We start from the raw sequence: 25,701 nt of genomic DNA, 5'->3' as shown, positions 1-25,701 counted from the left end.
CTACAGCGTCAACGTGGCCTCCACCAGCGCCTGCGTGTACGCGTGCTGAGGATTGTCCAGCACGTCGGCCACCGCCCCCTCCTCGACGATGTGGCCGCGCTCGATCACCAGCACCCGCTCGCACAGGTGGCGCACGATCGCCAGGTCGTGTGAGACCAGCACCAGCGCGAGCGAGCGCTGCGAGACTTCCTCGGTGAGCAGGTTGAGCACCTGCGCCCGCACGGAGACGTCCAGCGCGGAGACCGGCTCGTCGGCCACCAGGAACGCCGGGTCGGAGATCAGGGCACGTGCAATCGCCACCCGTTGGCGTTGGCCGCCGGAGAGTTGGTGCGGATACCGGTCGAGCATTTCGGGGCTGAGCCCCACGCCCTCCAGCGCCGCGGCGAGCACGTCGACGGTGAGCTCGGGCACGTCGCCGCGCCCCCGGAGCACGGGCGAGCGCAGCGGCTCGCCCACGATGTCGCGCAGCTTCATGCGGGGATTGAGCGACGAGTTGGGGTCCTGGAACACCATCGATGCAGCCGCGCGCAGCCAACCACGCTCGCGTTCCTTGAGCCCGACGATGGACCTGCCGTCGAACCGCACATCGCCCGAGGACGGCGGCACCAGGCCCAGCATCAGCCGGGCCATCGTCGTCTTACCCGAGCCTGAGCCGCCGACGACGCCGACCCGCTCACCGGGCCCGATCACCACGTCGGCGGGGTGCAGGGCAACGTTCGGTGTGCCTGCGCGGCGGTAGGTCACACCGGCGCCGTGGAGCTCGACGAGGCTCATGCCCGCTCCCCCCGGTAGAAGTCGGCCACCGATGGGAGCTTGTGGCCGGGCGGCACCTGATCGATGCGCGCCGAAGCGATGAGGCCCTTGGTGTAGGGGTGCTGGGGGTCGGCGATGACATCCTCGATGGGCCCCTCCTCCACGATGCGGCCCTCGAGCATGACCGCCACCCGCCTGCACACCTGCCGCACGACGGCGAGGTCGTGGGAGACGAAGATGGCGGAGCGGCCCTGCAACTGCTCGTCGAGGAGGGCGAGGATCTGGCGCTGTACCAGCACGTCCAGGGCGGTGGTGGGCTCGTCGCACAGCACGAGGCCTGGCTCGTTGGACAGCGCCATCGCGATCAGCGCCCGCTGCCGCTGCCCGCCAGAGAGTTCGTGCGGGTACGAATCCGAGATCCGTTCGGGTTCCACGATGCCGACACGCTCCAGCCACGTGAGCACCTCGTCGCGGATGCCGCCTCTGCGGTCGCGGTGGTGGAGGGCGACGACCTCGCCGATCTGCCGCCCCACCTTCATGGTGGGGTCCAAGGCCGTCATGGGCTCCTGGAAGATCATGGCAATCTCGTCGCCGCGCAGCCGGCGGTACTCGCGCTCGGGAAGCCCCGCGAGCTCGCGCCCGTCGAGCTTGATGGAGCCGGTCACGTGCGCGTGCTCCGGCAGGAGACCCATGATGGCGAGCGCGGTGACGGACTTGCCGGATCCCGATTGGCCGATGATGCCCAGCCGCTCGTCGGCTTCGACGCTCAATGAAATGCCGTTGACGGCCGTGCGTTGCCGCCGGCCGAAGGTGATGGTCAGGTCCGTGACCTCGAGATAGCTCATCGAAGCTCCCTGAGCCGGGGGTCGAGGAGGTCGCGCATGCCGTCGCCCAGCAGGTTGAACCCCAGCGTGGCCACGGCGATGGCCAGGCCGGGCCAGAACGCCTGGATGGGGTCGCTGAAGATGTAGTCCTGTGCCTCGCGGAGCATGCGACCCCACGTCGGTTCCGACGCGCGGGAGCCCAGGCCCAGGTAGGACAGGCCGGCCTCGGCCAGGATGGCGATGCCGAAGCTGACGGAGGCCTGCACCCCCAGCACCGGCGCGATGTTGGGCAGCACGTGGCGGGTAGCTACCGAGAGGCCGGGGGTCCCACTGAGCCGGGCCGCCTCCACGTAGCCCTGCGACATCACCTGCAGCGTGGCGGCGCGCGCGATGCGTACGAACGCAGGGACGGTGGCGATCGAGATGGCCAGCATCGCCGTCCAGGTGGAACCGCCCAACGCAGCGGCGAACAGGATGGCCAGCAGCAGAGCCGGGAACCCGTAGAGGATGTCTGCCAGACGGGCGGGGATCTCGCCCGCCCAACCGCGCCTCATCCCGGCGAAGATACCGGCGGGCACGCCGATCAGCGCGGCGGCGCTCACGGAGACGATGCCCACGAGCAGCACGATCTTGGCGCCGTTGATGATGCGGGAGAAGATGTCGGCCCCGAAGCCGTCGGTGCCCAACACGTGCGGCCAGCTGGGCTCGGCGAGGCGCGGGCCCACCATGGCGGTGGGGCTGTAGGGCGTCCAGAAGAGGCCCACGACGGCGAGCAGGACCACCACGCCGATCAGCGTGAGGCCGGTGTAGAGGGTGGCGCGTCTCACGGGGCATCAGCCACCCGTCGGAGCCTGGGATCTATGAGCTGGTAAGCCACGTCGACCAGGAAGTTGATCACCAGCACGCTCCACACCAGCAACAGCACGATGGCCTGCACGACGGCGAGGTCGCGCTGCGAGACGGCCAATAGGAGCGCGGAACCCAGGCCGGGGAGTGCGAAGACCTGTTCGATGATGATGGCGCCCACCAGCAGCGTGGCGAGTTGTAGCCCGATGACGGTCAGGAGAGAGATCGCGATGTTGCGCAGGCCGTGGCGCAGCAGCGCCCCGGAGCGGGACCAGCCGACGGCGCGGGCGGTGCGGTAGTAGTCCTCCTGCATGACCTCGATCACCGACGAGCGCACGTAGCGCGAGATGACGCTGCCCTGCACCAGGGCCAGCGAGACCACCGGCAGGATCAGGTGAGTCAGCCACCGCCCCACCGAGTCCCAGTAGGAGACGTACCCGCCGGCCGGCAGCCACCTGAGCTGGACGGCGAAGATGATCACCAGCCAGATGCCGGCCCAGAACGCCGGCACCGCCAGGCCCACCTGGGACAGCGCCGAGACCGCGGCGCCGTCGGCGTGACGGCGCCGCACGGCCGCGTAGGCGCCCACCGGGAGGGCCACCAGCACGGCCACCAGCATGCCGAGGATGGTCAGCGAGAGCGTCACCTCGAGGCGCGCCGCGATGAGCGGGGCAACGGCCCGGCCGCTGATGTAGGAGTTGCCGAAGTCGAAACGCAGCACGCCGCCGAGCCACTCGAGGTAGCGCACGAGGAACGGCCGGTTCAGGCCGAGCCGTTCCCGCAACGCCTCGGCCTCGCCCGGGGCGGCGTTGGTGCCAAGGATGATCTGCGTCATGTCTCCCGGCAGCGCGTTGGCTACCAGGAAGATCAACAGGGAGGCGAGCAGCAGGCTTGCGAGCAGCCACGCTGCCCGCACCAGAACCCGCCGCAGGGCCACGTGTCGTCAGCTCCTGGTGAGCATCGTCAGGTCGAACGAGAGCGAGATCTGGTTCACCTGCACGCCTGAGATGTCCGGGGTGGTGATGATGATGCTGGGCAGCAGGAACAGCCAGCTGGCGGCCGCGTCGTCGGAGAGCATCCGGGCGGCCTCCTGCAGCGTGGCGGTCTGCTCCTCAGGGGTCAGGGAGGCATCTGCCTCCTCGAGCAGGGCGTTGTACTCGGGGTTGTTGTAGGCCCAGTAGTTGCCCTCGAAGGAGAACGCGCTCATGTCCCGGGGCTCCACATGCGCCACGATCGTCATGTCGTAATCGTGGTTGCCGTAGACCTGCTCCAGCCAGCGACCCCATTCGAGTTCCTCGACGGTGGCGGTGATGCCCACCTCCTTGAGCTGCTCGGCGATGAAGCGCGCCGACGGCGGGGCGTACGGCAGCACGGGCACTCGCAGGCGCAGGGTCAGGCCCGTGTCCTGGCCAGCTTCCTTGAGCAACTCCCGGGCCTTGGCCGGGTCGTACGGGTAGGCCTGGCTCAGGTCCTCGTACCAGGGATCCGTGGGCGGTACATGCGAGCCGATGAGCGGGCCCTTGCCTGCCCAGACGGCTTCGACGAGGGCCTCGCGGTCGATGGCGTGGTTGATGGCCTGGCGCACCCGGAGGTCCTGCAGCTTCTCCGAGCCGTGGTTGAAGCCGAGGACGACCTCACCGGTGGTGGTGCCCTCGTGCACCGTGAAACGGCTCTCGTCGCGGAACTGCTCGAGCGACTGCGGCACGGTGAGATTGGAGATGATGTCCAGCTGCCCAGACAGCATGGCCGCATTCATGGCGTTGGGATCCGAGTAGTAGCGGAAGTACACGTCCTGGAAGGTGACGGGGGTCCCCCAGTACTCGGCGTTGGAGGTCAGCTGGATGTAGGAACCCTCCTCCCACTCGGCGAAGGAGTAGGGGCCGGACCCTGCGGGGGTGGTGTTGATGGTCTCCAGTGCGGCCGGATCGGCGACGATGCCCATGGGGCCGCTCAGGTCGTACAACCAGGCGTGCGACGGGTGCTTCAGCGTGATCCTGACGGTGTCCGCGCCGTCGGCCTCAATGGTGTCGACGGGGCCCCACCTGTCGCGGATCTGAGCCGTGGCGTCCCCGCCGCGGTTGCGCTCGAAGTTGGCGACCACCGCATCAGCGTCGACGGGCGCTCCGGACGCGAACGTGGCGTCAGGGTCCAGCGAGAAGGTGTAGACCAGCGAGTCATCGGAGATGTCCCATTCCGTGGCCAGCAGCGGCTTGATGTTGGCGTCCGAATCCACCTTCACGAGGGTCTCGTAGACGTTGTAGAGCAGCACGAAGGGGGTGCCGGCGCCTGCGACGGCGATGGGATCGAGACCATCCGGGCGCGTCGTGACGCCGATGTTCAGCGTGCCCTGCTCGGAGGCTGTGGGCTCGGGGCGGGTGCAGGCGCTCAGCATCAGCGAGGCGACGATGGCCAGGAGGAGGGCCACCGAGAGTCGGCTACGCGGCATGTGAGATCCCTTCGGGGGTCAGGCTGAAAGCTTGCATAGTGTAACCGGGATGTCACTGGCTGAGCGCGGATCCATCACGGGCGATGAGCACCGGCGGGATCAGCACACCGCCGAACTGCGCCTCCGGGTCACCGATCTGCGTCAAGACCATCTCCAGGACGGTGGCCGCCACTTCATCGACGGGCTGCGCCATGCTGGAGAGCCCCAGCTCGCGGGCGACGGGGGTGTTGTCGAAGCCGATGATGCACTGGCCGGATGCACCGCGCCTGCGCAGGACGGTGAACGCACCCAGGGAGAGCGTGTCGGAGGCACACACCGCCGCCGTCGCGCCTCTGGCCAGGAGTTCCGCCATCCCGGCGGCCCCGTCGTCGACGGTGTCGTCCACCTCGACGGCGAGTTCGGCCTCCACCTCAGCGCTCAGCCCCAGCGCCCCGGCCCAGCCCGCGCGGCGGTCCTTGCCCACCGGTGACCCGTCGGACCACCCGAGGTAGCCGACCCGCTCGTGGCCGAGGGTGCGCAGGTACCGCGCGGCCTCCGCGGCGCCTTCGTGCCCGTCGACATCGGCCCAACGGCCGTGATCCGTGGCTCCCCAGGGCCGGCCGAAGACCGAGAACGGCACCTGCGCGTCTGCCAGTTGGCCGGGCCGGTCGTCGCCTAGCCAGGTGTCGGTCAGGATGCACGCGTCGATGGCCAGGGTGCGGCGCAGCTCGATGAGCTTGTCCACCTCCTCATCGTTGGTGCGGGCCGGGAACAGCACGACGCGGTAGCCGCGCTGGTCGGCGCGCTCCACCAGCGAGTGGGTGAAGGCGTCCATGATGGAGCCGCTGATGCCGTTGCGCGGGTTACTCAGCCGCAGGCCGAGCGCCATGGCGCGCTGGTTACGCAGAGCGCGGGCCGCGGCGGAGGGGCGGTAGCCGGAACGCTCGATGGCTTCCTGGACGCGGGCTCTCGTCTCTGGGCGCACGCGGTCCGGGAAGTTGATGACGTTCGACACCGTCTGCCGGGAGACGTTGAGCTCGGCGGCCAGGCTGGCGAGCGTGGGCTTGTTCATCGCACCCTTCGTGGATCGTTCAAGTTGTCGGATATCGTGCTCCGCAAATCAGCGTGGGTCAAGCGACGCGACCGCCTTGTTATGGAATCGACATCGCGGGCCGCCACCTAGGATGAGGGGCGATGGACACGCACCAGGACACCAGGGAGCCCTTGCTTGCGCGCCTTGGAGCCTGGGGGATCCTCGCAGCCGTCGTCGTGTTCGGTCTCAGCGTCACCGTGGCCCTCAGCCATCCCGACACGGCGTACGTGTGGCACCTCAACATGATCAGCGACCTGGGCGACACGCAGTGCCGGGCGCGCGGCGGCCGGTGGATCTGCTCCCCCGGCTACCGGCTGTTCAACGCAGGGCTGATGGCCACCGGAATCCTGCTCAGCCTGGCCGGCGCGCTGCTGATCCGCCGATGGGGCCGGGTACTGGGCGGCGGCGTGATCGTCATGGGCGTGGGCATCTTCGTGGCGGGCATCTTCCCGGCCGGCGAGACCGCCGCGCTGCACCTGGCGGGCGTAGTCCTGGGGCTGGTGGCTCCTGGCATCGGCCTGCTGCTCTCCGGCATCCGGCCGGAGAACGCCTGGCTCACACGGTGGCGGGCGGCGCGGGTGATCCTGGGTTCCGGGGCGCTGCTCTTCAGCGCGGAGAGCCGGCTACCCACCCCGTTGCTGCCCCAGGGCGCCGGCGAATGGTTGATCGTGGTGTGCCTGCTCCTGGGCCTGACGCTGGAGGCGCTGCGTGTACTCGTCGCCAGCCGTGCGCATCCCGTCAGCCGCTGAGCCTGCGGAACTCCGGCCACACGCTGTCCCACCCACCCACGGGGCCGGTGCAGCGCAGCATCGGCACAGACTCAAGCTGGGGATGGGTCACCGCGCGCGTCACCACCTCCCCCGCCGGGGCGCACTTCTCAAACAGGTCCGCCTTGTTCACCGCGTCTCCGCCCACCAGCAGCACCCTCTCTGTCGACGGTGGGCCGAGGCGCCACAGCGCGTTGTGGCCGGAATACACCGCGGCCGCGTCGGCCGGTGTGCCGTGGTGGTGCAGTGCGCCGGCCAGCGCGTAGGTATCGACGACGACACCTTCTCCCCCGGTGCGTTCCTCGCTGATCTGGCGTGCATAGTCCTCCCAGCCCAGTTGCTCACGGATGGTGGGGTTGACCCTCGAGACCGCAGACAGCCACGGGTCTGAGGCGGGCAGCAGCGGCAGACACAGCAGGCAGGCGATCGCGCTGTTGGCCGCGACGATGCCCCACCGCTTCCGGTGCCCCCAAGCGGCGAGCAGGTGAGGGCTGGCCCAGCCCATCGCCAGCGCCGGCAGCACCGCGCCCATCGGGTAGTGCGGCTGCGACGGCGACACCCACGTGAAGCCCACGATCAGCAACGCCACCGGGAGCAGGAACCGCCCCGGGCGCCCAGCCGCCCGCCAGGGCCCGATCAGGCCGGTGAGCCACACGCGGAGGAGGGGCGGCCCGGCGAACAGGGCGATGGTGGGCAGGAGCAGCAGCCGCACCGTCGTGCCCTGCCGCTCCACCAGCCCCGAGGAGACCTCCGTCATGGGCAGGCCGTTCAACAGCTGGGCCAGGAGTTGGGGTGCGCCCAGCGCCAAGAACAGGGCGGCACCCGCCCAGGCCTCCCACGTGCGCAGCAGCCAGCGATCGGTCAGCAGCAACGCGACGAAGATTGCGCCCACCAGAGCCACCACCAGCAGCTTGTTCCAGCAGGCGAGGCCGGCCACCAGGCCTGCCCAGACCAGTGCCCTGTGGTGGCCCTGAGTGGCACGCAGCACCAGCAGCACAATGACCTGCCAGGCGAGCAGATCGATCGCGGAGGTGGTGAAGATGTGCCCCATGATGAGCGGGTACACCGTGAAGGCGTGCGACCAGGCCGCCAGGCGCTGAATCTCCGGCCCGGCGCCGAGTGCCCGCGGGAACATGCCCGCCACCACTGCCCCGGCGGCAGCGGCCGCGATGGCGGGCAGGCGTTGCACCCAGATGTCGTCGCTGATGCGGGCGGCGAGCCAGCTCAGCCACACCGTCAGCGGCGGTTGGTCCTCATACCACCAACGCAGCGGCAGCATCCGGAAGTAGAGCTCGTCCCAGTGGAGCCCGTAGCGTGTCGACACCAGCAGGAGGACCACCGTCACGGCGAGCGCCGGCGCCGCTGCCACCCGCAGTGGGCTCACCGCCCGAGCCACGTTTCAACCTGCCTGACGGCCCGGCCGCAGCCGTCCTCCGGTGCCACCCGTGCCGCAAGCTCTGCCGCGCGGCTCACAGTCTCCGGGTCCAGGGCTGCGCCTATCGAGCGCGCGAGGGACCGCTCAGAGGCGAACGTCCGCGGCACCGGCCTGGGCGCCACGCCCAACGCCTGCAGGCGCTGGCCCCAGTAGAACTGGTCTGCGAAGTGGGGCACCACGACGGACGGCACCCCGGCACGTACCGCGGAGCCGGTGGTGCCCGCTCCCCCGTGGTGCACGGCCACCTTGACCCGGCGGAACAGCTCATCGTGGGGTTCGTCCCCCACGCAGAGCAGGTTGGGGTGAGGCGTGCCGCGCACGTCACCCACCTGGACGACGGCGCGGACCCGCACCTGCGCACACGCCTCCCCCACCCGTCGGAGGAGGGCCTGCGGATCATCTTGGGCCATGGAACCGAAGCCGATGAAGATCCAGTCGTCGCCGCTCGCCAACGCCTCCACCAGAGGGCCGGAGAGTGCAGGGTCACGGCGGGGATCCGTCCACCAGCCGGTCACAGTGCCGTCCGCAGGGTACTCGTCGATCAGGTGCGGGCTGAAGGCGTAGAGGGAACCGAGCGTCGCCGTCGTCAGGCCCACCGGGTGGCGGGCCTCCAGATGCAGCCTGCCGCGCCGCCACCAGCCCCGCACGCCACCCAGGTACTTCTCGACGCGGCGCAGCCCGGCACGCGCCTGTCGCACCACAGGCCTCGGCGCCAACCAGCCGTACGGCAGTAGCGGCATGGGACCGTCCAGCTCGGGATACTCGGGCCACATGTGGGCGCGCACCACCGGTATCCCTCGCCGCACCGCCTCGTTGACTGCGCCGATCGCGAAGGTGGAGGCGATCAGCACGGCGGCGTCTTCGAGCGCTTCGGTGGCGGGCTCGAAGGCCGAGTGCACGAACTCGGCGAAGACGTGCCGGGTGGCGTTGAGCTGCCTGATGTTGCCCCGCTTCACGGCTTTCGCGGCGGGGCTGGCCATCAGCTCCCCCGGATCACTGGCAGCCTCGTTGACCGGAATGGTCGGGTCCACGAGATGCCGCAGGGTTGCGTGGGTGATCAGCGTGACGTCGTGCCCAGCCGAGGCGAAGCGAGCCGCGAGGTTGGCGAACGGGGCCACATCGCCACGGCTGCCAATTGCCGCCACCACAACCCTCACACGCACCACCTTCCACGAACCTGCGACAACGTTACATGTCGGACGATGAGCGGGCCGAGAGTCGAGTCCTGAGTGCCTCGCGGGAAGCCAACAGCACCACAGACAAGGTCGCTGCGAGGTGTATCGAAGGACGTGAGGAGTCGAGCGCTTTCCTAGTCACTCCCCACCCAAGCCGGTGAGGCGTGTTGGAGCAGGTCCTTGAGGATGAGCTCCCTGCTCTCGGGTGGGCATGGTGGTGTCCCAGCGGCGGGTTCGAGTTTGATGTGGTGGAGGATGAATCTGGCGTTCTGCCGGGGCCTTCGCCTGGGATCGATGTGTCTGGGTGGGGTGAACCACGGCAGCCCTGTGACCTCGTCGAGGTGGACCTGCCATTGCGACTCTTCAGGTTGGTTCGGGTCTGGTTCCACCACCCTGTGGTGGTGCGGACACAGCAACACCTCGTTCGAGACGCAGGTGGGTCCCCATGCCCACCAGGGCACGATGTGGTGCGCGTGACACGACGCCGGCGGGACGTGGCAGTTGGGGAAAGCACAGCCCTTGTCCCGTTCAGCAAGGGCCGCGATCATCGCCGGGGTGAACAACCGCTTCTCGCGGCCCACATCCAACGGACGTGACGTTCCGTCGAGCACGACGGGGATGATGTTCGCGTTACAGGCCAGGCGCCGTGCTTCACCGGCGGAGATCCCGTCCACGGAATCATGGCCGAGCAGGTCAATGCTGCCCAGCCCGGAGACGAGGGTGTCGAAGTCCATGGTGATGTGCACCGTGGGGCGGTCCCCGCCGTGGGCGGGCAGGGTGCCGGCGTTCGCCGCTCCCTGACACAGCAACACCAGCGCATCAGCACGCCGCACGTCCGGGCCCGGGACCTCACCGGTCTCCGCATACGACGAGATCGACGGCATCAACGCATCCAACTGGGCAGCCAACTGCGCGGCATCAGCCACAGGCAACTGGCCCGTGATCCGCATCGACCCATGAAAATCCGGCGAGAGGCGCAGGAACCGGCCCCGCCGGGCGGCGCGTTCTTCGGCTGCGAGGCGTTTGGCGTCCTCCAGTTCGGCCTGTTCCGGGTCGATGATCTCCAGCAACCGCGACGCCAAGGTCCGCAGTTCGCTGGGGCCGAAGGTGTCGGTGTACTCCAGGATCGTTTCCTGACACCGGACGAGCTCGGCCCGCGTCAACCGCGAAGGTAGTTTCCGTAGCCCCGCCACGATCGCCTCGGCCTGCGCCAGTGAGATGTTGCCGTCGTTCAACGCGGACCCGATCACCTCGAAGCGCTCACCCAACTCGACGGAAAGTTTCAACGTGGAGGTGGCCTGCGCTGTGGTGGTGCGCACCGATTCCCGCACCCCGGCCACCACGGCGTCGGCGCCAGAGAGGCGGGCTTCGTGGAGCAGGTGCAGCTTCAACCCGGCCAGTTGAGCCTCGGCTTCGGCCAGATCTTCGACCAGCCCAGCCAACACCTCGTGAGCGGTTTCGTCGCTTCCCTGTGAGCGCGCGGTGTCCCACAGTGCGGCGATGTACCGCTGTGTCAGAGCCCGCATCTCGTTCATACAACCGATATTAAACGGCCACTCTGACAAAACCGGACGGAGCCAGAGTTATCCACAGAAGGAGTTTTGAGAGAAGCACAGAGCCTATGCGGGCTCAGCCACCAGCCGGAGCCGGTTACCCGTGGCGTGCGAAATCCGGTTGAGCCTGGCCACCGTTGGGGTTCGGCCACCTCACTCCAAGTCCGAGATGAAGGGCTGCCGAGCCCCATCCGGCGCGCCAGTTCGGTTTGACTGATTCCTGCTTCGGTGCGCATCTTGTAGACCAACTCAGCTAGAGCGATCTGAGTGTCTGCGTCAGCTTCAGCGTCGGCGTACTCCTGGCACTGCGCATCGGTGTAAGAGGCATCGACCTCAGTGCGGAGGTCATCGAGGTCAACGTATCCAGATGGTGTAGTGCTCATGGCGGGTTCTCCTGTTCGTAGTCGGCTTGCGCCTGCCCTGGCTCGGACCGCTTCTTGTCGCTCGCTGTTCTTCGTCTCGCTCACCCGGTGGCCAGCCGCACCGTCCGCGAACGCACTCGCCTCCTCATACATCACATCCGCACACATGCACCTCTAGCTCCTCACCCTCATGCTCCTTGGCCCTATTCGACGGTTCAGCACTGACAATCCACCCCAAGAACGGTCGCTGCTCGCAGTGATGCGACCCAGGTTGTGACACAACGGGACCGCCGTAGGCCAATCGGGGCTGGATTGGATCGTTGGGTTGGCGCGCGTTGACCGCGGTTCTGGGAGGCTGGTCAAGTCCCTTTCGGTGGTGTTTTTCTAGGCGGTCAATGGGAGGGGGTTGAGGGTCTGGTCGGCGCGTTGTTGGAGGGTCTCGGTAAGGCGTCGCATGGAGGTCTCTGACAGGTAGCGGCGTTCGCCGTAGTGCCATTCTTCGTGTTGTTCGAGCAGGATCGCGCCGATCAGGCGGGTCACCGATCCTCGGTCGGGGAAGATCTGGACCACGTCAGCGCGGCGTTTGATCTCGCGGTTGAGACGCTCGATGGGGTTGTTCGACCAGATCTTGCGCCAGTGCTCCGAGGGACTGCTGAAGGGTTTGGTTGACTTCAAGACCGCATGACTTCTAGAAGGTCGTGCTGAAAGGATGGCAATCATGGGCGAAGATCACTTACACCGAGGAGTTCAAGCGCGAGGCGGTCGCGTTGGTCGCCTCAGGCATCCCGCAAAAGCAGGTCGTCAAGGACCTGGGTGTCGCGAAGACCACGCTGCAGGCGTGGGTCCGTGACGCCAGGTTCCAGTCCCACGGGATGACACCCACCACGGACCCCGAGGCACGCAAGGACATGTCCCAGGCGTTGCGCCGGATCCGTGAGTTGGAGATGGAAAACGAGGTGCTACGCCGCGCAGCAGCGTATCTGTCGCAGGCTCACATCACACCCCCACAATGATCTATCCGGACGTCCAAGGAGATGGCTGCTGTCGGGTGCCCCGGTGAGGGTGCCGGTGGCGGTCGCGTGCCGGATACTGGGATTCTCCACACAGGGCTACTACAAATGGCTCAAACAGCCTGTCTCCGCCCGTGAGGCCGAAGAGCAAGAGCTCATCTCGGTGCTGCACCAGCTCCACGGTGACGATCCAGAAGGCGGCTACCGGGTACTGGCCGACGACATCACCGAGCTCGGGTACACACTCTCGGAACGGCGCGTGTGGCGGCTGTGCCGGGTCGCCGGCATCCAATCGACCATTGTGAAACGCAAGTCCCGGTACAAGAAAGCCGGCGCGCCCGTCCACGATGACCTGGTCAACAGGCAGCTCAGCGCCGACGGCCCCAACGAACTATGGCTCACCGACCTCGCCGAGCACCGTACCCGCGAGGGAAAGGTGTATCTGTGTGCGATCAAGGATGTGTTCTCCAACCGGATCGTGGGCTACTCGATCGACTCGCGGATGAAGGCCCGGATCGCGGTCAACGCTCTTGAGATGGCCGTGGCTCACCGAGGCCGGCCCACCGGAGTGATCGTGCACTCGGACCGCGGCTCTCAATTCCGCTCCAGACGCTTCCTGAAAGCCCTGAAACGTCACGGGCTACGCGGCTCAATGGGCCGCGTCGGGGCCTGTGGTGACAACGCTGCGATGGAGTCGTTCTTCGCCCTGCTGCAGAAGAACGTCCTCGACCGCCAACCCTGGACTACCCGCCACGAACTCCGCCTCGAGATCGTCTCGTGGATCGAGGGCAAGTACCACCGGAAACGTCGTCAACGACGCCTCGGGAAACTCACCCCCATCGAGTACGAACTCATCTACAACCCCGCCGCTACACTGGCGGCATAACCCCGGAGGTCAACCAAACCTTCAGCAGACCCAAGTTCTTGTAGATGGTGTTTCAGTTCCCGAACCGGGCAGGCAGGTCCCTCCACGGTGCCCCTGTCCGGAATCGCCACGCAGTTGCCTCGACCACCGTGCGTCGCTCTATCAGGGGACGCCCCGTCGGTTTGGGAGCAGGGAACAACGGGCCGATCCGTGCCCAGACTTCGTCAGAGATCACATCGCGCGACACGTCCCAATTCTCGCGCGAAACACCCCCAGACCCCTTTAGCAACACGCCCTAGTCACCGACTAGACCGTAGTTCTGAGATTTCTAGACCGTAGTCTAGACGGTAGTTTTCCGAACAGGGACAAAAAAGAGACCCTCTGACTGGGTTAAACCCCTAGTCAGAGGGCCTTTTCGTAGCGGGGATAGGATTTGAACCTATGACCTCTGGGTTATGAGCCCAGCGAGCTACCGAACTGCTCCACCCCGCGTCGCTTTGATAACTATACGGATCTGGCCCCGAGAACTCAAATCGAGGCTGGGGACACCCACTGAAGCCCGTTACCTTTTAGGTAGCCCCGATGGTCGGGGTTCTGGTCGCCAGGCCCGGCATGACTTACTGCCCCTGTCATTGATGATCCGGGGGGGTGTTGTCACCGGGTCCTGGTGGCGTGGGTTGATCGCTGATAGGGACACGGCCCGCTGCATCGACAGCGTGGTCTCTTCGTAACGTGGGTGCCGACGATCTTCGCCTGACTCGGGCGGCCAGAATGAGTCCTTGAAGGAGGACTGTCATGAACCAAGACCGGTTCGACGTGTTCGTCGGCCTCGATGTCGGCAAGGAACACCACCACGCCACCGCCCTCAACACCGCAGGCAAACGTCTGCATGACAAGGTCCTGCCGCAAGACGAGTCCGCTTTGCAGGAGGTGTTCGCGAAGCTCGCTGGCTATGGGTCAGTGTTGGTGATCGTGGATCAGCCCGCCACGATCGGGGCTCTGCCCGTGACGGTGGCTCGCGCGATGGGCATCGAGGTGGCTTACCTGCCAGGGCTGGCGATGCGCCGTATCGCAGATCTGCATCCGGCGAGATGGGCATCAGTGACGAGGCTCCCTCGGCAGTCACCCTCGGCCAGGAGCCGTCCGAGGATCTCGCCGTGCCGCGCGCCAGGGTTGGGAACCCAGGCCAGATCGGCCTCGAGCCAACCGGTGACGAACTGCCACGCTTCGGTGGCGGTCAGTGGCTCAGCGGTAGACCGCGGATGGGTGACGATGCGTTGGAAGGCCAGCAGGGATGCCCAGGGAAGCCCGACAGGCTCGACCCCGTTCAAGGCCTTCTCCAACCACGACCGAGCCGCACCATGGAAGTGGGACCGGCTGTCCACGGCATAGAGCAGAACGTTCGCGTCGACGATCACGGAGCGTCCCCGGCATCGAGCTGATCCAACAACTCAAGGGTGTCTCCAATATTGGTGACGTCGATCTTCAGCCCAACCTCAACGGTCCGCTGATGGAACCCACGGTTCCGCGGCGAGTGGAGCAGCCCCGCCCTTGCCAACTCATTGACAGCCTCGCCGAGACCGATGTGGCGCTCCCGCCGCAGGCGTTCGGCCGCGGCGGCAACTTCTGGATCGAGCCTGATCGTGGTCCGCATGGACCAATGCTGCACCTCTGAAGCTATAGCTACGCATCAGTGATGCGCAGCTTGGTGGGAGTGGTAGGAAAGAAGCCATGAAGTGGTGGCGTGCGCTGGGATGGACGGCGACTGGTATGGGCCTGGCCGGAACTGCGGTGGGGGCGATCGGTGCACGCTCGTTGAACGGACCTCGTCGCGTCTGGCCGCCCTACGGGTTCACGCCCTTCGAGGTGGGCCTCGAGGCCGAGGACGTGACCTTCCGCACGGAGGATGGGGTGCGCATCGCCGGTTGGTGGTTCGACGAGCCTGGTTCCGAGAGTGTCCTCGTCGTCGCGCACGGGCACCGGGGAACGAAGGCGGACATGCTGGGCATCGGGCCCGGGCTGTTCAAGCGCGGCCACAGCGTGCTGCTGTTCGACTTCCGCGGCTCCAGCGACTCCGAGGATGGGCCTCTCTCCCTGGCCTTCCATGAACAGTTGGACCTGGCAGCGGCCGTCGACTTCGTGGCCGTCCGACGCCCGGACGCGCGGATCGCGGTGGTCGGCTTCTCCGGGGGTGCATCGACGGCGATCCTCACCGCCGCCAAGGAACCGCGCGTCGAGGCGCTCGTCCTGGACTCCCCCTTCGCCACGCTCACCGACGTGGTGGCCCAGGCGTTCCGGGGGCGCCGGGTGCCGGCCGCGCCGTTCGTGCCCATCGTGGCACTGGCCAACCGTCTCCTGCACGGCTACCGCTTCCATGAGGTGCGCCCCATCGATGCCATCGCGGATCTCCCGCCCCGGCCCATCCTGCTGCTGCATGGCACCGAGGATCAGATCATCCCCTACCAGCACGCGCTTGACCTGCAGGAGGCCGCTGGCGGTCAGGACGCCGTCGAGCTGGTCACCTTCGAGGGTGTCTACCACTGCGGCGGCTACTTCGCCGACCGTCCGGGCTACATCGCATTGGTCGACGACTTCCTGCAACGCTGGCTGCGTTCTGGGGGTTCTGCAGGGTCGGCTGCCCGTGGCCCCGCGGCCAGGGAATGATGGGGCCACGACTGAGGCGGCGCGGCCATCCTCGCACCCGTCGTGGCGCAGAACTCCCTGTGGACCTCCGTCTTCCTCGTCGTGGTGATGGTGCTGGGGTGGCTCTCCTAACTCGGCCACCATTGGCCGTTCGCCGCCCTGGTGCGAATGCTGGCCGCAGCCGGCGCCACCCTTGCTCCTCCTGGGCCTACTTCTCTCCCCATCCAGGCAGGGGCTGCTGCTGGCTGTACTGGGGCTGCTGCTGGCCGCCAGCTATGCGGCATGGCTGCTGGCGCCACGCGCCTCGGGCCGGGACTGGTACGGGTTGGGCACGATGCTCGTGGCCGTACTGGTTTGGGGGTCACTCGCCTGGCTCCTCGATCCCCCGTCGTGGCGCGGCTGGGCCGGGCTCGGGCAGGCCGCCGCACACCTCATTGTGGCCGGGCTCAGCCGGCATCCATGCTCGCTGTTCCAGCGATCGCCGGTGGCGTCGTCCTGGTGCTGGCCGCGGCAGGGTAGGGCCGGCCCCCGTCGAGCCTATGCCGGGCGGGAGCGCCCTTGCACCCTCAAGCTACGAAGCGTGGCCCGTTCTGCACGACCGCCACCGCCAGGGCGAACGCCTGCGGGAACGCGGCCTCGTCCAGCCCGAAGGTGGGGCTGTGGTGCGAGCTGTCGAACTGCTCGTTGCCGGCCCCGATGAACACGTAGCAGGCGGGGGCCACGCGGGAGAACGCCGCGAAGTCCTCCCCGCCCAGCATGGCGGGTTCCTCGAGGATGGCGTCCTCACCCCAGATCGGGGCAGCGAGTTCGCGCACGACAGCGGTGCAGGCTGGATCGTTGAGCACTGCGTCGTAACCGACGAGGTAGTCGAGCTCGGCCGTCAGCCCCGGGTTGGCCGACTCCAGTCCTGCGACGAAGTTCTCCAGGCTGCTTCGCACCACGGCGCGCGTCTCGTCGTCGGTGGCGCGGATGCTGCCGCCCAGGCGGGAGGTGGCGGGGATGACGTTGAGCGCCACCTGCTTGCCGGCCTCCAGATAGGTGGTGGACACCACCGCCGGCGAACGGGGCACCACGCGGCGCGCCACGATGGTCTGGATCTGGCTCACGAGCCCGGCGGCGGCCGTGACCGGGTCGATCGCCACGTCCCGGGTTGAGGCGTGACCGCCACGTCCGGCGGGCGATCTCGAAGAGGTAGAAGTTGGCCGACGCCGGCCCGTCCTTGATGTCGATCTGGCCCGTGGGCAGCGTGGCCCAGAAGTGGAGGCCGTACATGAAGTCGAAGCCCTCGAAGTAGCCGGTATCCACCATCTCCCTCGCGCCGCCGGGTGGGGTCTCCTCGGCGTGCTGGAAGATGACGTGCACCTCGCCGGTCAGCTCGTCGAAGTGGTCGTCGACCCATGCGGCGGCCGACATCATCACCGCCGTGTGGGCATCGTGCCCGCAGCCGTGCATCTTCCCGGGCACCTTGGAGGCGAACTCGAGATCCGGGCGGTCCTCCTGCAGCCCCAGCGCGTCGATGTCGGCGCGCAGCCCCAGCTTCGGGCCGGGCCGGCCAGCGCGGTGACCCAGGAGGCCAGAGTGATGATCGCGCAGAGCGAAGCGAACAGCACGATGGGATCCGGTAGCTTGTTGCCTCCCCTCTCCACGAGGTCGAGGAACCGCTGCATGAATCCCCGCTTCGGGGCCGCGGTGTCAGTGGTGCTCACATCGCATTCCGAGGGCCGCGTCAGTCTCCTTCGCGTGACTGTTACCTCAGCACAGTAACGACATGACGGCGCCCTGCGCCATCGGGTCTCACATCAGGGGCGCTGTGCCGGGGGCTGCGTCTTGGCCGGATCGCGCTCGATGAAGCCGTCGAGCACCTCGTCGATCCGCTTGAGCACGTCGTCGGAAAGCTCCGCCTCGCTGGCCTTGACGTTCTCGGTGATCTGCTCGGGGCGCGAGGCGCCGATGATGGCGGCGGCCACGTTGTCGTTGTGCAGCACCCAGGCCAGGCCCAGTTGCGCCATCGTCAGGTCGAGTTCCTCGGCGATGGGCTTGAGGTTCTGGACGGCGGCGAGCAGGTCGTCGTGCATGAAGCGGCTGATCATCTGCTGGCCGCCCTTGGCGTCAGTCGCCCGCGAGCCTTCCGGAGCAGCCTGCCCCGGCAGGTACTTGCCGGTCAGCACGCCCTGCGCGATGGGCGAGAACACGATCTGCGAGATGCCCACCTCGCGCGACGCGGGGACCACTTCCTCCTCGATGACGCGCCACAGCATGTTGTACTGCGGCTGGTTCGAGACGAACGGGATGCGTAGTTCCTTGGCGTAGCGGGCGGCTTCACGGATGTGCTCGGCCCGCCATTCGCTGACACCGATGTAGAGGGCCTTGCCCTGGCGCACGATGTCGGCGAAGGCCACCATCGTCTCCTCCAGCGGGGTCTCCACATCGAAGCGGTGGGCCTGGTACACGTCGACGTAATCGGTCTGCAGCCGGCGCAGGGAACCGTCGATCGACTCCATGATGTGCTTGCGGGACAGGCCGGAATCGTTGGCGCCCTTGGGGCCGGTGGGCCAGTAGACCTTGGTGAGGATCTCCAACGACTCGCGCCGTTCGCCCTTGAGGGCCTCGCCCAGCACCTCCTCCGCCACCGTGTTGGCGTAGACATCCGCCGTGTCGAAGGAGGTGATGCCATGGTCGAGCGCTGCGCGCACACACGCCGTCGCCGCGTCGTTGACCACCTGGGAGCCGTGGGTCAGCCAGTTGCCGTAGATGAGCTCGGTCACCTTGAGGCCCGAGTTGCCGAGATAGCGATACTTCATGGCCCCCACGCTACTCCCTGGCGGAGCGCCCCGGTCGCGCTAGGCTCGCCCCCATGACCCAGGCCGATCTGCACTACGAGCTGAGCCAGCACCGCCTCGACAACGGGCTGCAGGTGGTGGTCTCGCCGGACGACGCGGCACCCGGCGTGGCCGTCAACATCTGGGTGGCGGTGGGCTCTGCCGACGAGGCGCCCGGGCGCACGGGGTTCGCCCACCTGTTCGAGCACCTCATGTTCCAGGGCTCCGCCCACGTCGCCAGCGGCGAGCACATGGCCACCGTCGAGGCCCTGGGCGGGACCGTCAACGCCACCACCTCCTCAGACCGGACCAACTACTTCGAGACGGTGCCGCGCGGCGCGCTGGAACGGGCCCTCTGGATGGAGGCGGACCGCTTCGCGTCTCTGGCCATCACGCCGGAGAACTTCGAAGCCCAACGCCAGGTCGTCAAGGAGGAGAAGCGCCAGCGCTACGACAACCAGCCCTACGGCGACCTGCTCGAACTCCTGGTGGCGCAGCACTTCGAGCCGGCGCACCCGTACGGCCACCTCCCGATCGGCTCCATGGCGGATCTCGACGCAGCCTCGCTCGAGGACGTGGCCGGCTTCTTCCACGCCTGGTACCCGGCCAGCAACCTTCGGCTGGTGCTCTGCGGCCCGATCAGCGCCGACGAGGGGTTCGCGCTTGCCGAGCGGCACTTCGGTCACCTCCCCACCGTGCCCAGGCCAGAGCGCGCACCGATCGCTGACGGCGAGCGGGCGCCGTCGCACACGTCGGTGTCGCGGCCGGTGCCGCACTCGCTGAGCTACCTCTCCTGGGCCACCCCACCGGCGGCGCACCCCGACGGCGCCGCACTCGAGATGGCACTGTCCGTGCTGGCGGACGGGCACGCGAGCCGCCTGCACCGCGCGCTGGTCAAGCGCGCCGATGTCGCCTACGAGGTCCACGGCGGCCTGCTCAGCAACCGCTCCACCGATTCCATCACCACGCTCACCTCCCGCCCCGCGACGGACATCTCACTCGAACAGGTCTCCGACGCCGTCACCGCGGAACTGGCCCTATTCCTCGACGAAGGCCCCACGGAGGAGGAACTGGCACGGGCGGTGGCGCAGTTCGAACGCGACTACCTGTGGGATGTCGCCACCACCAGCGGTCGCGCAGACGCCATCAACGAGGCCTGGCTGGTCCACGGCGACCCCGGGCGCGTCAACACCTACCTGGCCGAGATCCTGGCCCTCACCCCCGACGACGTGCGCGCCGCCGCAGCCTGCTGGCTGCAACCCGACGCGGCCAACCGACTCCTCTACCGTGCGGAGAACCACTCATGATGCGCCCCGACGTCCGCCTCGCCACGGCTTGGCACTTCCCCACCCCCACCGTCGTACACCTCGACAGCGGGCTCACCCTCTGGCACTTCGACCTCCCCGGCCAGCACGTGGCCACCTTCGACGTGGTGCTCCCGGCCCCCCTCACGCACGAGCCGCGTGGTCTCGAAGGGGTCGCCAATGTCGCGCTGCACGCCATCGACGAGGGGACCCTCTCCCACCCCGACGGCGAGATCGGCGAACTGCTCGAAGCGCAGGGCGCCACGCTGCACGGCACGACGCGGCACCGGTACACCACCTTCGGCGGGCAGGCCCCGTCCCGCCGGCTCACCGACGTGCTGCCGCTGTTCCGCGAGGTGCTGACACAGCCTGCCTACGCTGAGCGCGACGTGGCCCACCACGTGGAGGCCCAGATCGCGGGCTACGAGTCGCGGCTCGCGTCGCCAGGGTCCGCCAACCGGCTGGCTCTGCGCGCCGCCCTGTACGACGCCGGGCACCGCGACGCCCGCCCCGCCAGCGGCACCCCGGAGACCTTGGAGCACATCACTGCCGAGGTCGCCGCCCAGTGGCACCGCAACCACTTCTCCCCCGCTGGCGCCACCCTGGTCGTCGCCGGCGCGACGGGGCTCGATGAGGTCCTCGACGGAGTCTCCTCCTGGCAGGCTCCCCCGCCGGTCCGCGACGGGCTGCGCCCCACGTCACCGCTACAGCAACCCCGGGTCGTGGTCCTCGACCACCCCGGCGCTGTGCAGGCCACAATCGCCATGGCCACCCGGACCGTCACCAGGCAGGATCCGCGCTGGCCGGCCCTCCGCGTGGCCGGGCACGCCATGGCCGGAGCGTTCGCTTCCAGGCTCAACCTGGAACTCCGCGAGCGCCTCGGCTACACCTACGGCATCGGCGGCGGGTTCGCGCCCGGCGTCGATGAGGGGCAGTTCACGGTGGGCACCAGCGTGCGCACCGAGGTCGCCGGCGACGCCGTCGCACGCGTCCTTGACGCCCTCGGCGCGGCGGAACCCTTCACCGGGAAGGAGGCCGAGGACGCCCGGCAGTTCCTGATCGGGATCGCGCCGCTGGCCAACGAGACCTCCGCCGACATCGTCAACCAGGCCTGCACGCTGGCCGCGTCCGGGCTCGGCCCGGAGTACCTCAACGCGCACTTTGCGCAGTTGGCTGCAGTCACGGCAGAAGAGGCGACGGCGGCGTTCCGCGAGGTGATCGACCCCGGCGCCCTGACCATCGCCGTGACCGGCGAGGCGGCCGAGCTGGTCCCTGCGTTGGAGCAGCTCGGCCTGGCCGTCAGCCTTCGTCCAGCGCCTTGATGGCCTCGGCCACCTTCTCCTCGGCGCTGCTGACCTTGGCCTGATACTCGCCGAGGTTGCCTTCCTTCAGGGAGACGTCTGCGCTCTCGTAGAGGTCCTGGGCCTCGTCCAGCAACTGGCGTGCGCGCGCCTCGCCGCCGAGGGCCGGCACAGAGCCCGGGTGAGTGGTGGGATCTGTGCCCGGCTCGGTGGGCTCCACAGCACCGGGATCGGGTGTCTCGCCGTCCGGATCAGTGGCCGGGGGCACGCCGTCGGCGCCGCCCTCACCGGTCTCCGCACCGGCGTCGCCCTGGAACACCTGGTCGAGCGCCGCCTGCAGAGTGTCCCCGATGCCGATCTGCTCGCCGAAGCGCACCACGATGAACCGCAGCGCCGGGTACGAGCCGGAGGTGACCGCCTGGGTGTAGATGGGCTGCACGTAGAGCAGGCCACCGCCCAGCGGCAGCGTCAGCAGGTTGCCGTAGATCGCCGTCGCCGAGGCTCCCTGCCTGTTGAACGGCAGTAGCCGCTCGGCCACCACCGGGTTGGTGGAGATGAAGTTGAACGTCTGACCAGGGCCGGCGATCTGCTCCTCATCGGAGAGCTTGAGCACCCGCATCCGGCCATAGTTGTCCGTCGTCGCATCTGCGTTGACGGCGAGGTAGACCGAGAGGTTTTCACGGTCCTTCGGCACGAACACCGCAGTGTTGGAGTAGACGGGGGTCTCGTCCCCCGGCCAGCGGATGGTCAGGAAGTATGGCGGCTGCTTCTGGCGGGCCTCGGTCCCCCGGATGGGATCGGTCGGCACCTGCCACACGTCGGACTGCTGGTACCACGTGCCGGGGTTGGTGGTGTGGTAGCGGCCGAGGATCTCGCGCTGGGCCTTGAACAGGTCCTGCGGATAGCGCAGGTGTGCCAACAGGTCAGGCGAGATCTCGTCCTTCGGCGTGATGACGCCAGGGAACACCTTGTCCCACGTCTCGAGGATGGGGTCCTCCTCATCCCACTGGTACAGCTTCACCGTGCCGTCGTAGGCGTCGACGGTGGCCTTGACCGAGTTGCGCACGTAGTTGACCTGCTGGCCGAGCAGGAGCCGGTCTGCGGCCGTGCGCGAGTCAGAGATGGCCTGCGTCCAGTCGAGGCGCGTGGAGTTGGGGTAGGAATCCGTGGTGGTGTAGCCGTCGATGATCCACACGATGCGGCCGTCGACCATGCTGGGGAAGGGATCCGAATCGATCGTCAGCCACGGAGCCGCCTCCTGGACCCGCTGCACGGGGAGCCGGTCGTGGAGGACGCGCGACTCCTCGTTGACACGATCCGAGAGCATCAGGTTGATGTCGCCGAAGCGGATCGCGAACGCGGCCTTGGTGAACCAGTTACCGATGGGCACGCCGCCCGAGCCCGTGTAGGTGTAGAGGGACTCGGACCGCCCCTCACCGCCCGACGGGGTGTCGAGCTCGACGGGTTCGGTGCCCTCGGGAGCGCCCACCACGACGTAGTAGTCCGTACGCTCACCGAAGTAGATTCGCGGCTCGTGGGCGTCCAACTCGCCCATGGTGGGGATGCCACCCGAGAAGAACACAGGTTCGCCGTTGGCTTCACGCTGGTTGCCGTAGGCGGCCACCATGCCGTAGCCGTGCGTGTAGACGGTGCGGCGGTTGTTCCAGGTGTCGCCTCCCTCGATCGATTCCAGGTTGAGTTCACGGACCGCCACCACGGAATCCGTGGGCTTGCCGTCGATGACGTAGCGGTCCACGTCCAACGTGCGGGGGAACGAGTAGTAGCCACGCACCTGCTGCAGCTGCTCGAAGGTGGGTGGCACCACCATGGGGTCGATGAGCCGGATGGCGGGCAGCGCCTCGGCATCCTGCCGGAGCTGGCCGGCGTTGGCCGACGTGGTGGCTTCGTAGTCCTCGATCTCCACCTCGTCGATGCCGTAGGCGTGCCGCGTGGCGGCGATGTTGTTGGCGATGTAGGGAGCTTCCTTCTCCTGCGGGCTGGGATCCACCTCGAAGGTCTGGATCGCCCACGGGTAGGCCATGGACAGCAGCAGCCCGGAGACCACGAGCAGCGCCACCGAGGCACCGGGCACGCTCCAGCGCACCTTCCACGCGTTGACGAAGCACGCGATGGCCGAGATCGCGGCGATCGCGGCCATGATGATGCCCACCGGCATTCGGGTGCTCGCATCGGTGTAGCCGATGCCCGTGAAGAGCGTCGACTCCGTGACGCTGAGCCCGTAGCGGTCGAGCAGGGTGTTGACCGCGATCATCAGCAACACGAGGCCCAGCATGATGGACAGCTGTCGCTGCGCTCCCACGGAGGCCGGGCTGTTGCCCCGCCCGCGGATGGCGGCGGTGTTCATCGACCCGGTCATGAAATGCACCGCCGCCGCCGCGATCCCGCCGGCGATGAGCGCGAACAGCAGGAACCCCGTGACGAACTGCAGCCAGGGCAGCGTGAACACGAAGAAGCTGGCGTCCAACCCGAAGTAGGGATCTGTCGTGCCGAAATCAGTGCGGTGCCACCACGCCAGGAACACCGGCGTCATGCCGGCCGCAGTGAGCCCACCCAGCACGCCGAGGACCGCGGCGGGCACGGCCATGAGTACCTTGGAGCGCCTGTCGAGGGCGTCGCGCATCTGGACGAGGAACTCTGAATCCAGGTTCGCCCGCCGCACCTTGGGCCGCAGCCGGTAGGCGATGAGCATGCTGAAGAACACGGCCGCGAACAGCAGCAGACCGAACAGGAGCATCAGGCCGAAGCGGGCGGCCAGTTGCGTGGTGAACACCGTCTCGAAGTCGAGGCTGCGGAACCACAGGTAGTCCGTGGCCAGCCTGGAACCGATCACCGCGAGGAAGATCAACACGCCGATGATCAGCACAGTCCACAGCAGCGGCCCGCGGCGGGGTTCGGTCGGCACGTCGGCCAAGGTCTCAGTACTCACGCGTCATCACTCCTGAAGGTGTTGAGCAGTGCCTCTGCCAGCCCGGGCACGAGGTCCTCACCGCCCAACAGATCGTCCGGGTTGCTCTGAAGGCGCGCCAAACCGTGCTTGGGGCCCTCGCGCAGCACCCCCACCACAACGCGCACATCGGTCTTGGCAGGGTGCTTCATCACAAACTGGGCGGCGTCATCCGGGTCGTCCGGGATGTCCTTCTCATACTCCGGTGGCAGGAAGGCGCGCTCGAGGGCCAGCGCGCAGCCCTCGACGGTGTCCGGCCAGTAGATGGTCTCCAACCGCTCGAAGAGGTCATCGGTGGCGTGGAACTCGTCCTGTTCGATGGCGGTGAGCGCATCGGGTGCGGTCTCGGGGACGCGCCCCCGCAGCTGGGGTTCGACGTCGAGCAAAGTGCCCGTCGTGACCAGCGCGAAGAGCCGGGCTGGTTGGTCCCATCCCGAGGTGGACACGTGACGTTCCACGTCCATGAGGCAGGCGATCAGTCGGTCAGCCACAGGTGGGCACCTCCGCGTAGTTTCCTTCGTTGATGAGTTGCAGGGCGGCCACCGCATCCTTGAACGTGGCCACCCGGATGAGCGTCAGGTCGGTGTCGAGATCACCGATGTCGAGACAGTTGCGTTCGGGGACAAGGAAGATGGTGGCACCGTCGCGTTCGGCCCCGGTGATCTTCTCGCGGATGCCGCCGATGTGTCCCACCCGGCCGCTCGCATCGATCGAGCCCGTCCCGGCCACCACCCGCCCGCCGAGGAGGTCACCCTCTGTGATGCGGTCGTAGATGCCGAGTGCGAAAACCAGGCCGGCGCTCGGGCCGGTGACCGCGGGATCGATACCGAAGGTGACCTGGGGTGAGTACTGGTATCCGACGTCCCAGCGCACGCCGACCTCCACGCCGCGGGGGTTGCTGCCGCTGGGAGCAGCGGTGACAGCCTCGCTGCGCTGGCGTCCGTCGCGCTGGAACGTGAAGGTGATCGTGTCACCCGGCGAGTGCCGGGCAACCGCCTGCGCCACGTCGTCGACCGTCTCGACCGGCTGGTTGTTGACCGATTCGATGATGTCGCCCGGCAACAACTTGTCTGCGGCGGGCCCGGTGAGTGACACAGCTCCCACGCTGGGGACCTCGGTCACGGTGACGCCGCCCTCCGCCCGGAGCGCCGCGACAGTGGCGAGCGTGCGGGAGTTGTCCATCTGCAAAGTGGCCTCCGCACGGACCTGCTCGATGGTCTTGCCCGGTGGGTAGTAGACCTCCCGCGGGATGGCATCCGATCCGGCACCCAGGTAGACGACCAGTGCCTCGGGGAGGCTGATCGTCGATTCCACCCGGGTGGCGGAGACCGTCGTCATCAGCAGCTGGCCCTCTGATGGATAGCTGGGCAACCCGCCTGCCACGGCGATGATGGGACCCGAATCCGTGGTGCCCATCACGTCGACCGTCTGCCCGGGACGCCACGCGACATAGGGCACGGGAGTGATCACCAGAGCCGCCGCCAACGCGGCGAAGAGAAGGGAACTCACGATCGCCACAGCGTTGCGCGACATACCTTCTCCCTTCTCCTGAGGCTGTGGT

The 25,701-nt window shown here is 67.8% G+C and carries 22 protein-coding genes, 1 tRNA gene and 4 pseudogenes; 6 read left to right on the top strand and 21 right to left on the bottom strand.

Annotated elements, in window-relative coordinates; genetic code table 11:
* The 6 genes from BN1186_RS10810 to BN1186_RS10785 are packed head-to-tail and all read right to left on the bottom strand — an operon-like array spanning position 1 to position 5,920.
* On the bottom strand, positions 1-774 hold the full coding sequence (locus tag BN1186_RS10810) for an ABC transporter ATP-binding protein (RefSeq protein ID WP_052460068.1): 774 nt from the start codon (positions 772-774) through the stop codon (positions 1-3).
* Positions 771-1,598, bottom strand: coding sequence for an ABC transporter ATP-binding protein (locus BN1186_RS10805; RefSeq protein WP_040284115.1), 828 nt, complete (start codon positions 1,596-1,598; stop codon positions 771-773). Before BN1186_RS10805 ends, BN1186_RS10810 begins: the two co-directional genes overlap by 4 nt.
* The gene (locus tag BN1186_RS10800) at positions 1,595-2,404 is read right to left on the bottom strand and encodes an ABC transporter permease (protein WP_040284114.1); all 810 of its coding nucleotides are present in this window, start codon (positions 2,402-2,404) and stop codon (positions 1,595-1,597) included. Before BN1186_RS10800 ends, BN1186_RS10805 begins: the two co-directional genes overlap by 4 nt.
* Positions 2,401-3,360: an ABC transporter permease gene (locus tag BN1186_RS10795; RefSeq protein WP_218975467.1), complete on the bottom strand. Its 960-nt coding sequence runs from the start codon at positions 3,358-3,360 to the stop codon at positions 2,401-2,403. Before BN1186_RS10795 ends, BN1186_RS10800 begins: the two co-directional genes overlap by 4 nt.
* Before the next feature lie 6 nt (positions 3,361-3,366).
* Positions 3,367-4,869 carry an ABC transporter substrate-binding protein gene (locus BN1186_RS10790; RefSeq protein ID WP_040284113.1) on the bottom strand — a complete coding sequence of 501 codons (1,503 nt, stop codon included), beginning with the start codon at positions 4,867-4,869 and terminating at the stop codon, positions 3,367-3,369.
* A 52-nt stretch (positions 4,870-4,921) separates the two neighbouring features.
* A complete protein-coding gene (locus BN1186_RS10785; protein WP_040284112.1) occupies positions 4,922-5,920 on the bottom strand; it encodes a LacI family DNA-binding transcriptional regulator in 999 nt (332 codons plus the stop codon).
* A 122-nt stretch (positions 5,921-6,042) separates the two neighbouring features.
* On the opposite strand from BN1186_RS10785, the gene BN1186_RS10780 reads away from it, so the two are divergent.
* Positions 6,043-6,690 carry a DUF998 domain-containing protein gene (locus tag BN1186_RS10780; protein ID WP_052460067.1) on the top strand — a complete coding sequence of 216 codons (648 nt, stop codon included), beginning with the start codon at positions 6,043-6,045 and terminating at the stop codon, positions 6,688-6,690.
* On the opposite strand, the gene BN1186_RS10775 is transcribed toward BN1186_RS10780, so the two are convergent.
* From BN1186_RS10775 to BN1186_RS10760, 4 genes and pseudogenes are all read right to left on the bottom strand, one after another.
* Complete coding sequence (locus BN1186_RS10775; RefSeq protein ID WP_139651059.1) at positions 6,680-8,092, bottom strand: ArnT family glycosyltransferase; 1,413 nt, start codon at positions 8,090-8,092, stop codon at positions 6,680-6,682. The genes BN1186_RS10780 and BN1186_RS10775 overlap by 11 nt on opposite strands.
* Positions 8,089-9,300, bottom strand: coding sequence for a glycosyltransferase (locus BN1186_RS10770; RefSeq protein ID WP_180349068.1), 1,212 nt, complete (start codon positions 9,298-9,300; stop codon positions 8,089-8,091). The genes BN1186_RS10775 and BN1186_RS10770 overlap by 4 nt, the downstream gene beginning before the upstream one ends.
* A gap of 152 nt (positions 9,301-9,452) precedes the next feature.
* Positions 9,453-10,853, bottom strand: a complete 1,401-nt coding sequence (locus BN1186_RS10765) for an HNH endonuclease signature motif containing protein (protein ID WP_052460066.1) — start codon at positions 10,851-10,853, stop codon at positions 9,453-9,455.
* A 764-nt stretch (positions 10,854-11,617) separates the two neighbouring features.
* Positions 11,618-11,887 (bottom strand): annotated as a pseudogene (locus BN1186_RS10760) (transposase); the annotation flags it as partial.
* A 74-nt stretch (positions 11,888-11,961) separates the two neighbouring features.
* Here BN1186_RS10760 and BN1186_RS10755 point away from each other — a divergent pair.
* Positions 11,962-13,129 (top strand): IS3 family transposase gene (locus BN1186_RS10755; protein WP_425471524.1). Its coding sequence is split into 2 segments (ribosomal slippage): positions 11,962-12,243 and positions 12,245-13,129, totalling 1,167 coding nucleotides; the frame shifts between segments, so codons are not numbered across the junction.
* A gap of 52 nt (positions 13,130-13,181) precedes the next feature.
* Here the strand turns inward: BN1186_RS10755 and BN1186_RS16530 are convergent.
* Entirely contained in the window at positions 13,182-13,343 is a 162-nt protein-coding gene (locus BN1186_RS16530; protein ID WP_425471523.1) for a transposase, read from the bottom strand.
* A gap of 183 nt (positions 13,344-13,526) precedes the next feature.
* Positions 13,527-13,600: transfer RNA gene (locus tag BN1186_RS10745), tRNA-Met, on the bottom strand.
* A 303-nt stretch (positions 13,601-13,903) separates the two neighbouring features.
* Here BN1186_RS10745 and BN1186_RS16085 point away from each other — a divergent pair.
* A pseudogene (locus tag BN1186_RS16085) lies at positions 13,904-14,194 on the top strand (IS110 family transposase); the annotation flags it as partial.
* On the opposite strand, the gene BN1186_RS10735 reads toward BN1186_RS16085, so the two are convergent.
* On the bottom strand, positions 14,149-14,493 hold the full coding sequence (locus BN1186_RS10735) for a PIN domain-containing protein (protein WP_246043330.1): 345 nt from the start codon (positions 14,491-14,493) through the stop codon (positions 14,149-14,151). The pseudogene BN1186_RS16085 and the gene BN1186_RS10735 overlap by 46 nt on opposite strands.
* Before the next feature lie 29 nt (positions 14,494-14,522).
* Entirely contained in the window at positions 14,523-14,762 is a 240-nt protein-coding gene (locus BN1186_RS10730) for a hypothetical protein (protein WP_040284108.1), read from the bottom strand.
* A 77-nt stretch (positions 14,763-14,839) separates the two neighbouring features.
* Here BN1186_RS10730 and BN1186_RS10725 point away from each other — a divergent pair, with 77 nt between their 5' ends.
* Positions 14,840-15,772 (top strand): alpha/beta hydrolase, encoded by a 933-nt coding sequence (locus BN1186_RS10725; RefSeq protein WP_082031330.1) that lies wholly within the window; start codon positions 14,840-14,842, stop codon positions 15,770-15,772.
* Positions 15,773-16,317: 545 nt separating this feature from the next.
* On the opposite strand, the pseudogene BN1186_RS10720 reads toward BN1186_RS10725, so the two are convergent.
* The 4 genes and pseudogenes from BN1186_RS10720 to BN1186_RS10705 form a co-directional block, all read right to left on the bottom strand.
* Positions 16,318-16,911 (bottom strand): annotated as a pseudogene (locus BN1186_RS10720) (M20/M25/M40 family metallo-hydrolase); the annotation flags it as partial.
* Positions 16,912-16,930: 19 nt separating this feature from the next.
* Positions 16,931-17,269 (bottom strand): annotated as a pseudogene (locus BN1186_RS16525) (M20/M25/M40 family metallo-hydrolase); the annotation flags it as partial.
* On the bottom strand, positions 17,167-17,418 hold the full coding sequence (locus BN1186_RS16520; protein ID WP_139651150.1) for an AbgT family transporter: 252 nt from the start codon (positions 17,416-17,418) through the stop codon (positions 17,167-17,169). The pseudogene BN1186_RS16525 and the gene BN1186_RS16520, both read right to left, overlap by 103 nt.
* Positions 17,419-17,550: 132 nt before the next feature.
* A complete protein-coding gene (locus tag BN1186_RS10705) occupies positions 17,551-18,552 on the bottom strand; it encodes an aldo/keto reductase family protein (protein WP_040284107.1) in 1,002 nt (333 codons plus the stop codon).
* 53 nt (positions 18,553-18,605) lie between these two features.
* On the opposite strand from BN1186_RS10705, the gene BN1186_RS10700 reads away from it, so the two are divergent.
* Both BN1186_RS10700 and BN1186_RS10695 read left to right on the top strand, forming a co-directional pair.
* A complete protein-coding gene (locus BN1186_RS10700) occupies positions 18,606-19,877 on the top strand; it encodes a M16 family metallopeptidase (protein WP_040284106.1) in 1,272 nt (423 codons plus the stop codon).
* A complete protein-coding gene (locus BN1186_RS10695; RefSeq protein WP_040284105.1) occupies positions 19,874-21,196 on the top strand; it encodes a M16 family metallopeptidase in 1,323 nt (440 codons plus the stop codon). Before BN1186_RS10700 ends, BN1186_RS10695 begins: the two co-directional genes overlap by 4 nt.
* Here BN1186_RS10695 and BN1186_RS10690 read toward each other — a convergent pair.
* The 3 genes from BN1186_RS10690 to BN1186_RS10680 are packed head-to-tail and all read right to left on the bottom strand — an operon-like array spanning position 21,174 to position 25,673.
* The gene (locus BN1186_RS10690; protein WP_040284104.1) at positions 21,174-24,122 is read right to left on the bottom strand and encodes a UPF0182 family membrane protein; all 2,949 of its coding nucleotides are present in this window, start codon (positions 24,120-24,122) and stop codon (positions 21,174-21,176) included. The genes BN1186_RS10695 and BN1186_RS10690 overlap by 23 nt on opposite strands.
* Positions 24,119-24,631, bottom strand: coding sequence for a PPA1309 family protein (locus BN1186_RS10685; RefSeq protein ID WP_040284103.1), 513 nt, complete (start codon positions 24,629-24,631; stop codon positions 24,119-24,121). Before BN1186_RS10685 ends, BN1186_RS10690 begins: the two co-directional genes overlap by 4 nt.
* Positions 24,624-25,673: a YlbL family protein gene (locus tag BN1186_RS10680; RefSeq protein ID WP_040284102.1), complete on the bottom strand. Its 1,050-nt coding sequence runs from the start codon at positions 25,671-25,673 to the stop codon at positions 24,624-24,626. Before BN1186_RS10680 ends, BN1186_RS10685 begins: the two co-directional genes overlap by 8 nt.
* Between the last annotated feature and the right edge of the window lie 28 nt (positions 25,674-25,701).

This window comes from Tessaracoccus massiliensis, from assembly GCF_000826065.2.
Classification (GTDB): Bacteria; Actinomycetota; Actinomycetes; order Propionibacteriales; family Propionibacteriaceae; genus Arachnia; species Arachnia massiliensis_A.
The sequence above is the reverse complement of the archived record's forward strand: the minus strand, read 5'-3'. Positions and strand labels throughout refer to the sequence as shown.

Bases quoted from the DNA above. Each gene is read 5' to 3' on its own strand.
- BN1186_RS10730 (WP_040284108.1), bottom strand. From the start codon at position 14,762: ATGCGGACCACGATCAGGCTCGATCCAGAAGTTGCCGCCGCGGCCGAA.
- BN1186_RS10700 (WP_040284106.1), top strand. From the start codon at position 18,606: ATGACCCAGGCCGATCTGCACTACGAGCTGAGCCAGCACCGCCTCGAC.
- BN1186_RS10695 (WP_040284105.1), top strand. From the start codon at position 19,874: ATGATGCGCCCCGACGTCCGCCTCGCCACGGCTTGGCACTTCCCCACC.
- BN1186_RS10805 (WP_040284115.1), bottom strand. From the start codon at position 1,598: ATGAGCTATCTCGAGGTCACGGACCTGACCATCACCTTCGGCCGGCGG.
- BN1186_RS10780 (WP_052460067.1), top strand. From the start codon at position 6,043: ATGGACACGCACCAGGACACCAGGGAGCCCTTGCTTGCGCGCCTTGGA.
- BN1186_RS10680 (WP_040284102.1), bottom strand. From the start codon at position 25,673: ATGTCGCGCAACGCTGTGGCGATCGTGAGTTCCCTTCTCTTCGCCGCG.
- BN1186_RS10725 (WP_082031330.1), top strand. From the start codon at position 14,840: ATGAAGTGGTGGCGTGCGCTGGGATGGACGGCGACTGGTATGGGCCTG.
- BN1186_RS10765 (WP_052460066.1), bottom strand. From the start codon at position 10,853: ATGAACGAGATGCGGGCTCTGACACAGCGGTACATCGCCGCACTGTGG.
- BN1186_RS10810 (WP_052460068.1), bottom strand. From the start codon at position 774: ATGAGCCTCGTCGAGCTCCACGGCGCCGGTGTGACCTACCGCCGCGCA.
- BN1186_RS10705 (WP_040284107.1), bottom strand. From the start codon at position 18,552: ATGAAGTATCGCTATCTCGGCAACTCGGGCCTCAAGGTGACCGAGCTC.
- BN1186_RS10785 (WP_040284112.1), bottom strand. From the start codon at position 5,920: ATGAACAAGCCCACGCTCGCCAGCCTGGCCGCCGAGCTCAACGTCTCC.
- BN1186_RS10790 (WP_040284113.1), bottom strand. From the start codon at position 4,869: ATGCCGCGTAGCCGACTCTCGGTGGCCCTCCTCCTGGCCATCGTCGCC.
- BN1186_RS16520 (WP_139651150.1), bottom strand. From the start codon at position 17,418: ATGCAGCGGTTCCTCGACCTCGTGGAGAGGGGAGGCAACAAGCTACCG.